This window comes from Sphingobacterium sp. UBA7253, from assembly GCF_002472745.1.
GTDB classification, from domain to species: domain Bacteria; phylum Bacteroidota; class Bacteroidia; order Sphingobacteriales; family Sphingobacteriaceae; genus Sphingobacterium; species Sphingobacterium siyangense.
This window is the reverse complement of sequence record NZ_DKSP01000106.1, coordinates 22,173-29,316: the sequence shown is the minus strand read 5'-3', so window position 1 is coordinate 29,316 and position 7,144 is coordinate 22,173. Positions and strand designations below refer to the sequence as shown.

8 protein-coding genes are annotated in these 7,144 nt (G+C 40.5%); 5 read left to right on the top strand and 3 right to left on the bottom strand.

Annotation, left to right across the window (positions count from 1 at the left end; all coding sequences use genetic code 11):
- Nucleotides 1–491 (bottom strand): YqgE/AlgH family protein (locus B2X72_RS10385; protein ID WP_286849515.1); only part of this gene is annotated, 491 nt, incomplete at its 3' end.
- Nucleotides 492–643: 152 nt separating this feature from the next.
- Here B2X72_RS10385 and pdxH point away from each other — a divergent pair.
- The 5 genes from pdxH (at nt 644) to ruvB (ending at nt 5,127) form a co-directional block, all read left to right on the top strand.
- Nucleotides 644–1,297, top strand: a complete 654-nt coding sequence (gene pdxH, locus B2X72_RS10380) for a pyridoxamine 5'-phosphate oxidase (RefSeq protein WP_145330089.1) — start codon at nt 644–646, stop codon at nt 1,295–1,297.
- Nucleotides 1,298–1,299: 2 nt separating this feature from the next.
- Nucleotides 1,300–1,788, top strand: a complete 489-nt coding sequence (locus tag B2X72_RS10375) for an NADH-quinone oxidoreductase subunit C (RefSeq protein WP_088161533.1) — start codon at nt 1,300–1,302, stop codon at nt 1,786–1,788.
- A gap of 5 nt (nt 1,789–1,793) precedes the next feature.
- Nucleotides 1,794–2,990 (top strand): NADH-quinone oxidoreductase subunit D, encoded by a 1,197-nt coding sequence (locus B2X72_RS10370; protein WP_088161534.1) that lies wholly within the window; start codon nt 1,794–1,796, stop codon nt 2,988–2,990.
- Between the two features lie 365 nt (nt 2,991–3,355).
- Entirely contained in the window at nt 3,356–4,093 is a 738-nt protein-coding gene (locus B2X72_RS10365) for a polyprenol monophosphomannose synthase (RefSeq protein ID WP_075994792.1), read from the top strand.
- An 11-nt stretch (nt 4,094–4,104) separates the two neighbouring features.
- On the top strand, nt 4,105–5,127 hold the full coding sequence (gene ruvB, locus B2X72_RS10360) for a Holliday junction branch migration DNA helicase RuvB (protein ID WP_075992593.1): 1,023 nt from the start codon (nt 4,105–4,107) through the stop codon (nt 5,125–5,127).
- A gap of 20 nt (nt 5,128–5,147) precedes the next feature.
- Here the strand turns inward: ruvB and B2X72_RS10355 are convergent, their stop codons facing one another.
- Both B2X72_RS10355 and B2X72_RS10350 read right to left on the bottom strand, forming a co-directional pair.
- Nucleotides 5,148–5,690 (bottom strand): hypothetical protein, encoded by a 543-nt coding sequence (locus tag B2X72_RS10355; protein WP_145330087.1) that lies wholly within the window; start codon nt 5,688–5,690, stop codon nt 5,148–5,150.
- A gap of 7 nt (nt 5,691–5,697) precedes the next feature.
- Nucleotides 5,698–7,144, bottom strand: a 1,447-nt coding sequence (locus B2X72_RS10350; protein WP_286849512.1) for a S9 family peptidase, incomplete at its 5' end; no start/stop codon positions are given.

The following is a 7,144-nucleotide window of genomic DNA, read 5'->3' as shown; positions in this document are numbered from 1 at the left end:
TTCCACAACAATTCACCGTTACCTTCAAAAATGAGCTGATGATGGTATTTGTTTTGTACAGCCCAGCTATTTTCTTTGATTTCGCCGTCTAATTGACCTGCAGACCATCCAGAATATCCGATAAAGAATTTTAATTCGTCAGGTTTTATGCTACCGGTTTGTATGGCTTCGATAAGCTTCTCTTCATCGCCGCCAAAATAGATTCCAGGAGCCACTTCTTCGCCACTCAACAGTAAATCGAAACGGCTATGTACAAAAAAAAGGCTTTCCTGAGCAACCGGGCCACCGACGTAGATCGGGAAATTGCAATCCGGTATAGATTCCAATAATTGGCCTATACGAACATTGGTTTGATTATTTAGAACAAATCCGAGTGAACCTTCGGTATTGTATTCACATAACAATATCACGGACCTGAGGAATCTGGGGTCTAGCATAAAAGGCTCGGAAATCAATAAACTTCCTTTTTGTGGGTCTAGTTCGGTAAACATATAGCGCGAATTTAATTATTTATTGAATTTAATCTTTTTTATTCAATCTATGCGAGATTTGTGCCAAAATTAGGATTTTGTCAATTTCTACTAACTTTATAGAGAAAAAGCAATGATTTTAGTAAGTTTGTAGGATATAAAAACAGGTTTCTATGTCCATTCAACATAAAGATATTGCAGCAATCAGACAGGATTACGTATTAGGTAGCCTATCTGAATCGGATGTGGATCGTGATCCAGTCCACCAGTTTAAAAAATGGTTTGATGAGGCTATTCACAGTGAGGTAATCGAGCCCAATGCTATGGTACTTTCAACGGTTTCTTCACATCAATTGCCGTCCTCGCGAGTTGTTTTATTGAAGGACATCGTAGCAGAAGGACTGGTCTTTTTTACAAACTATGAAAGTCGTAAAGGGGAAGACATGAAAGCTAATCCGCATGTTGCATTGTTGTTTTTTTGGCCTGAACTACAAAGGCAGGTCCGGATCGAAGGTGTTATTGATTTTGTAAGTGAGGCCGATTCGGATGAATATTTCCAATCGCGGCCAAAAGCAAGCCGTATTGGTGCGCTAGCATCCCCACAGAGTCACGAAATCCCTAACCGTAATTTTTTGGAAAATAGGGTGGAGGAACTCGAGAATCAATATTATGGAAACGATTCTGTACCGAGACCATCACATTGGGGTGGTTATCTATTGAAACCGATTTATTTCGAGTTTTGGCAAGGGCGTGCAAGTCGGCTACATGATCGTATGGTCTATAAAAAAGTGTCGGATTCCTGGAAGATTACGCGCATAGCTCCATAAATATGACATTTGACGAAATTAAATCGATGCTTGTTTCCAAATTTGGAAGTCAAATTATCCTTAAAGAAGATCGGAATGGGCTGCAGCCAGCACTTTTTATTGATAAAGCAGATATTGTTGCCGTTTGTTTATTTCTGAGGGATACAGAAGGCTTGTACTTTGATTTTTTAAGCAACCTAACTGCAGTGGATTATGAAACGCATTTTGCTATTGTTTACCATCTAAATTCCTTGCCTTATCAACACGGTTTGGTCTTAAAAGTTGAGTTGCCGGGTAATCGTTCGCTGAATGAACTACCTGAGATTCCTTCGCTTACTTCGGTGTGGCGTACGGCAGACTGGCATGAACGTGAAGCATTTGACCTTATGGGGATATATTTTGAGGGACATCCGGACCTTAGACGGATTTTGCTGCCTGACGATTGGGAAGGTTATCCTTTACGAAAGGATTATGAGGAAGCAGAAAAATATCATGGCATTCATATTAATTGATAAAAATGGCGAATCCAAAATATAATGAAGCATTAATACGCTATGAAAAACACCTTACAGAGATCTCAAGCCAGGAAATGGTGTTGAATATGGGACCTCAGCATCCTTCGACGCATGGTGTACTTCGGTTACAACTGATTACAGACGGAGAAATCGTGAAAGAGGTTGTTCCACACTTGGGTTATCTGCATCGTTGTTTTGATAAGCATGCTGAATCGTTGAATTATGCAAAAACAATTCCATTTACTGATCGCCTGGACTATCTAGCTTCGATGAACAATAGCCATGCTTTCGTAATGGGGGTTGAACGTATGCTTGGACTCGACAGTAAAATACCTAAGAGAATTGAGTACATTCGGGTTTTGGTCTGTGAACTCAACCGGATGGCATCCCATCTAATTGCTATTGGTACATATGGTATTGATATCGGCGCAACAACGCCATTTCTGTGGTGTTTTAGGGATCGTGAACATATCATGAATATGTTGGAATGGGCCTCAGGTTCCAGGATGTTGTACAACTATATCTGGGTAGGAGGTTTATTTTATGATTTGCCTGTTGGCTTTGAAGAGCGCTGTACGGAATTTATTGCGTATTTCAAACCCAAATTGGTCGAACTTGATGAAATATTGACACAGAATCAAATATTTATCTCTCGTACAGCTAAAATAGGCGTACTTCCTGCTGATGTTGCCATAAATTATGGTGTATCGGGGCCTATGCTGCGTGCTTCGGGAATAAAATGGGATTTGAGACGAATAGATGGCTATTCTGTTTACCCAGAAATTGATTTTGAGATACCTGTGGGAAAAGGTGAAATGGGGACACTTGGTGATTGCTGGGATCGTTATAAAGTTAGGGTAGATGAGGTCAAGGAATCTGTTCGCATTGTTGAACAATGTCTTGAACGATTACAGAAAGACTTTACACGTACAGCCGAATTTGATCCGCGAGCTTTGGTTCCGAAGAAAGTGAATTTGAAAGCGCAGGACTACTATGTCCGTGCTGAAAATCCGAAAGGAGAATTAGGGTTTTATTTTGTCACAAAAGATAAATCAGATATTCCATTACGTGTAAAATCAAGGGGACCAAGTTTTAATAACCTTTCGGTGATTTCAGAACTCGGAAAAGGGGTGCTGATCGCTGATTTGATAGCGATCCTTGGGTCGATTGATATCGTTTTGGGGGAGGTGGATCGTTAGATTGCGGTAGTGTGCGTGTTTTATAAACGATTTAGCAAAATAAAATAGAGATTGTATTGAAAATGTTGCATGAAAACGCAAATAAATTTGTAAATGAAAGCAATTTTCATCATATTTGCAGTCTCATAATTTAAGTTTATAATTGGTTAATGAAAGCTCGTTACTCCCAAAGTAACGGGCTTCTCTTTTTTATAAGGGTGTAACTTATTGATGCCGCTTATTTATGATGTCGATGTGTTGGTTTGAGCTTGAAGGATTTACTGTCTTTTCTCCCGAGTATTGTTGATTATCCTGTAGATTTCATCGAATTCCTGTACTAGAATTTAACGTAAATGATTACCTTTACTGGTCTTAAATATAAAAAAGTGACGGATAGTTTAGTTATCATTCCAACATATAATGAAAAGGAAAATATTGAAAAAATCATTCGCAAAGTTTTTTCCTTATCACAGGCATTTGATATTTTAATTGTAGATGATGGTTCTCCCGATGGGACGGCTACCATCATCAAGAATTTACAGGCTAATGAATTTACTGGCCGTTTGTTTATCGAAGAGCGAACTGGGAAGCTGGGGTTAGGAACAGCATATATCCATGGATTTAAATGGGCACTATCCCGCGAACATTACCAATATATTTTCGAAATGGATGCGGATTTCAGCCACAATCCAGAGGATCTGCTTCGCTTACGGCAGGCTTGTGTGGATGGTGCAGACATGAGCATAGGTTCGCGTTATATCAAGGGCGTGAATGTTGTCAATTGGCCGATGAGCCGTGTGCTGATGTCCTATTTCGCTTCGGTATATGTTCGTTTTATAACGGGAATAGCTATTCAGGATGCTACTGCGGGGTTTGTTTGTTTCTCCAGGGAAGTCCTCAAGACAATCCCACTTGAAAAGATTAAATTTGTAGGCTATGCTTTTCAGATTGAGATGAAATTCACAGCCATAAAATATGGCTTTAATGTGGTTGAAGTACCCATTATATTCACAGACCGGACCGAAGGTACATCAAAGATGAGCACAAGTATCTTTAAGGAAGCTTTTTTTGGAGTGATCCAATTGAAATTAGGAAGTATCGGAAAGCGCTACAAGAGAAATTAAATATTGCCACAATGAACGAGAATTTAGATCCAAACCCAGAACGTCTGAGCAATACAGATCGTGATATTGAACGGGCATTGCGGCCTCAGGCTTTTGAAGATTTTACGGGACAGGCTAAAATATTAGAAAACCTCAATATTTTTGTGAAGGCAGCTAGGCTGAGAGGAGAGGCGCTGGATCACGTTTTGCTGCATGGCCCCCCTGGCTTAGGAAAGACAACCTTATCCCATATCATTGCTAATGAGATGGGGGTTGGTATCAAAATTACTTCTGGACCTGTATTGGATAAACCGGGTGATTTAGCAGGATTATTGACAAATCTCGAAGAAGGGGATGTTTTGTTTATCGACGAGATCCACCGTTTAAGCCCTTTAGTAGAGGAATATCTCTATTCGGCAATGGAAGATTTCAAAATTGACATTATGTTGGAAACGGGACCAAATGCGCGGTCTGTTCAGATATCCCTGAATCCGTTTACCTTGATAGGGGCCACAACGCGTTCAGGTCTTTTGACAGCCCCCTTGCGTGCTCGTTTTGGAATTAATTCACGCTTACAATATTATGATGCAAAGCTGCTGACAACTATTGTGCTGCGCTCGGCTCATATCTTAAACACACCGATTTCTGATGAAGGTGCCTATGAGATTGCGCGAAGGAGCAGAGGGACGCCCCGGATAGCCAATGCTTTACTGCGTCGTACAAGGGATTTTGCACAGATAAAGGGCAATGGGAGCATCGATAAAGAAATCGCTAAGTACGCTTTGCATGCGCTTAATGTGGATGAAAATGGTTTAGACGAGATGGACAACAAAATCTTAACGACCATTATCGACAAATTCAAAGGTGGTCCAGTAGGATTAAAGACCGTAGCCACAGCAGTTGGGGAGGATGAAGGTACGATTGAGGAAGTCTATGAACCTTTTCTGATTCAAGAAGGATACATTATGCGGACGTCGAGGGGACGCGAGTGTACCGAGGCTGCTTATAAGCATTTGGGCCGTGCCAACCTCTCGAAAGGAAATACATTGTTTTAAGCGCGAGTGAAAAGTATATTTTAATTTTTCTGCTGAATAATTTTATTAGTCCGGCTCATTAAGGCCGGACTAGGTTTTGTCCGTTGAAAATAGCTTATCTGGGCCTGTAATTCCTCATATATCCAAGGGTGCTTCTTTCGCAAGTTATTTAAGATGTCCAGGCAGTTGACCAGTACAGCGACAGGACATGTAGGTTCAATCATCCATTGGGAGGAATACTCGATAATTTCTTCTTCTATCTCATTTTGAAGCGTATATTCTTTGTTTTTTTTCGATGTCAAAAATAGCAGAATTTTAGTGTAGCTTCTAAGGCAGCTCCAGTTTTTTTGTTTTTTTAAATTGTCCAAGAACTGCGGGAGAACAGATTTTAGCAATGTTGTATTCTTTAAAACGATGGTTTCAAATACCCAGGCGGCGCGAAAGGCAATCTTTTTGTCCTTCTCTAAGGAGATGTTCAGCAGATCGGCCAGGGTTATTCCTTGAAGAATATCCAAAGAAAAATCCGTTACCTCGAAAGATCTCAAGGTAACGGATAAAAATGCTAATTTTTCATTGTAGGTCATGTAACCGTTATTTTTGTGGCTTTTCTCGATTCATTTCAGTCATGTCAACTTCGTTCATCTTGGAATCACCCAACAGATATTGGCTAAAGTAATCGCCCATTTTCCAGAAGAAATACTCAGTCATATCGCCAAAGCCATGTCTTTGTCCAGGTAATAGCAGGAAATCAAATCTTTTGTTAGCCTTTATCAATGCGTCTACCATGCGAATGGAATTTGCCGGGTGCACATTGTTGTCAATATCTCCGGTAGCGATAAGTAGTCTACCTTTTAGGTTTTTTGCGAGCTCTGTATTTTTATTGATTTGGTAGGAGAATGTTGTATCGCCTTTAGCGGATACTTTTTCTGTTACCCCATGATGGCGCTCACTCCACCAGCGGTTGTAGATCTGATTTTCATGGTTTCCTGCACCAGATACCGCGACTTTAAAGAAATCAGGGTAAACAAGCATTGCGGCTGTAGACATAAATCCACCTCCGGAGTGGCCGGTTATACCAACGCGGTTGATGTCGATGTATTTATAGCGATCTGCAAGCTGTTCCGCAGCGACTTTTTTATCTTCCAAACCATAGTCACGCAGATTGCCATAGCCATAGGTATGATACCATTGTGAACGTGAAGGATGTCCGCCACGGTTGCCGACTGTGATGACGATAAATCCAAACTGAGCTAGCCTGTCGATTCTGTCCATGCTTCTTCCAAAGGATTTATTGACAGCCTCGGTTTGGGGCCCTGGATATACATATTCCACAATGGGGTAAGTTCTGGTACTGTCAAAGTCAAATGGTTTATACATGACTCCATAAAGATCCGTGGTACCATCTCCGGCTTTTACTTTAAAAGGTTCCGGGAATTTGTACCCTGCAGCAAATAGTAAGGATAGATCTGTTTTTTCCAGTGTCATTACTTTCTGTCCATTGCTATTGTATAAGACCGATTCAGGAGTCGTGTTTACTCTGGAGGAATTATTGATAAAATATCGGGAAGATTCGCTCATTTCCACTTGGTGATCAAAGTTTCCCGGATTTAATAATTTAATTCCGGAGCCATTTGTATTGACACTGTACTGATGTAGATAATAAGGGTCTTCGTTTTTCTCACGGCCCGATGCTGTAAAGTATAGTGTTCCTGAAGCAGGGTCTAAACCGGTAATTTCCTCCGTATGAAAGGCACCTTTTGTAATTTGATTAATCAATTTTCCATTCGTGTCGTAAAGGTAGTAGTGACCCCAGCCATCTCTTTCTGACCAATGGACCAATTGCTTTTTGTTTTCGATAAGGAATGGTTTTTGAACATCCAAATATACATTGGAACGCTCCTGGATAATATTTTTTACCGTACCATTTATATTGACTTTTAGGAGATCAATCCGTTTGAGGTCACGGCTAGAGCGTGAAATGTAAAACTCTTCGTTATTGCCTAACCAGTAGTTGATAAAATAATCCTCTTTATAAGAA

Bases quoted from the DNA above. Each gene is read 5' to 3' on its own strand.
- pdxH (WP_145330089.1), top strand. From the start codon at position 644: ATGTCCATTCAACATAAAGATATTGCAGCAATCAGACAGGATTACGTA.
- B2X72_RS10370 (WP_088161534.1), top strand. From the start codon at position 1,794: ATGGCGAATCCAAAATATAATGAAGCATTAATACGCTATGAAAAACAC.
- B2X72_RS10355 (WP_145330087.1), bottom strand. From the start codon at position 5,690: ATGACCTACAATGAAAAATTAGCATTTTTATCCGTTACCTTGAGATCT.
- ruvB (WP_075992593.1), top strand. From the start codon at position 4,105: ATGAACGAGAATTTAGATCCAAACCCAGAACGTCTGAGCAATACAGAT.
- B2X72_RS10375 (WP_088161533.1), top strand. From the start codon at position 1,300: ATGACATTTGACGAAATTAAATCGATGCTTGTTTCCAAATTTGGAAGT.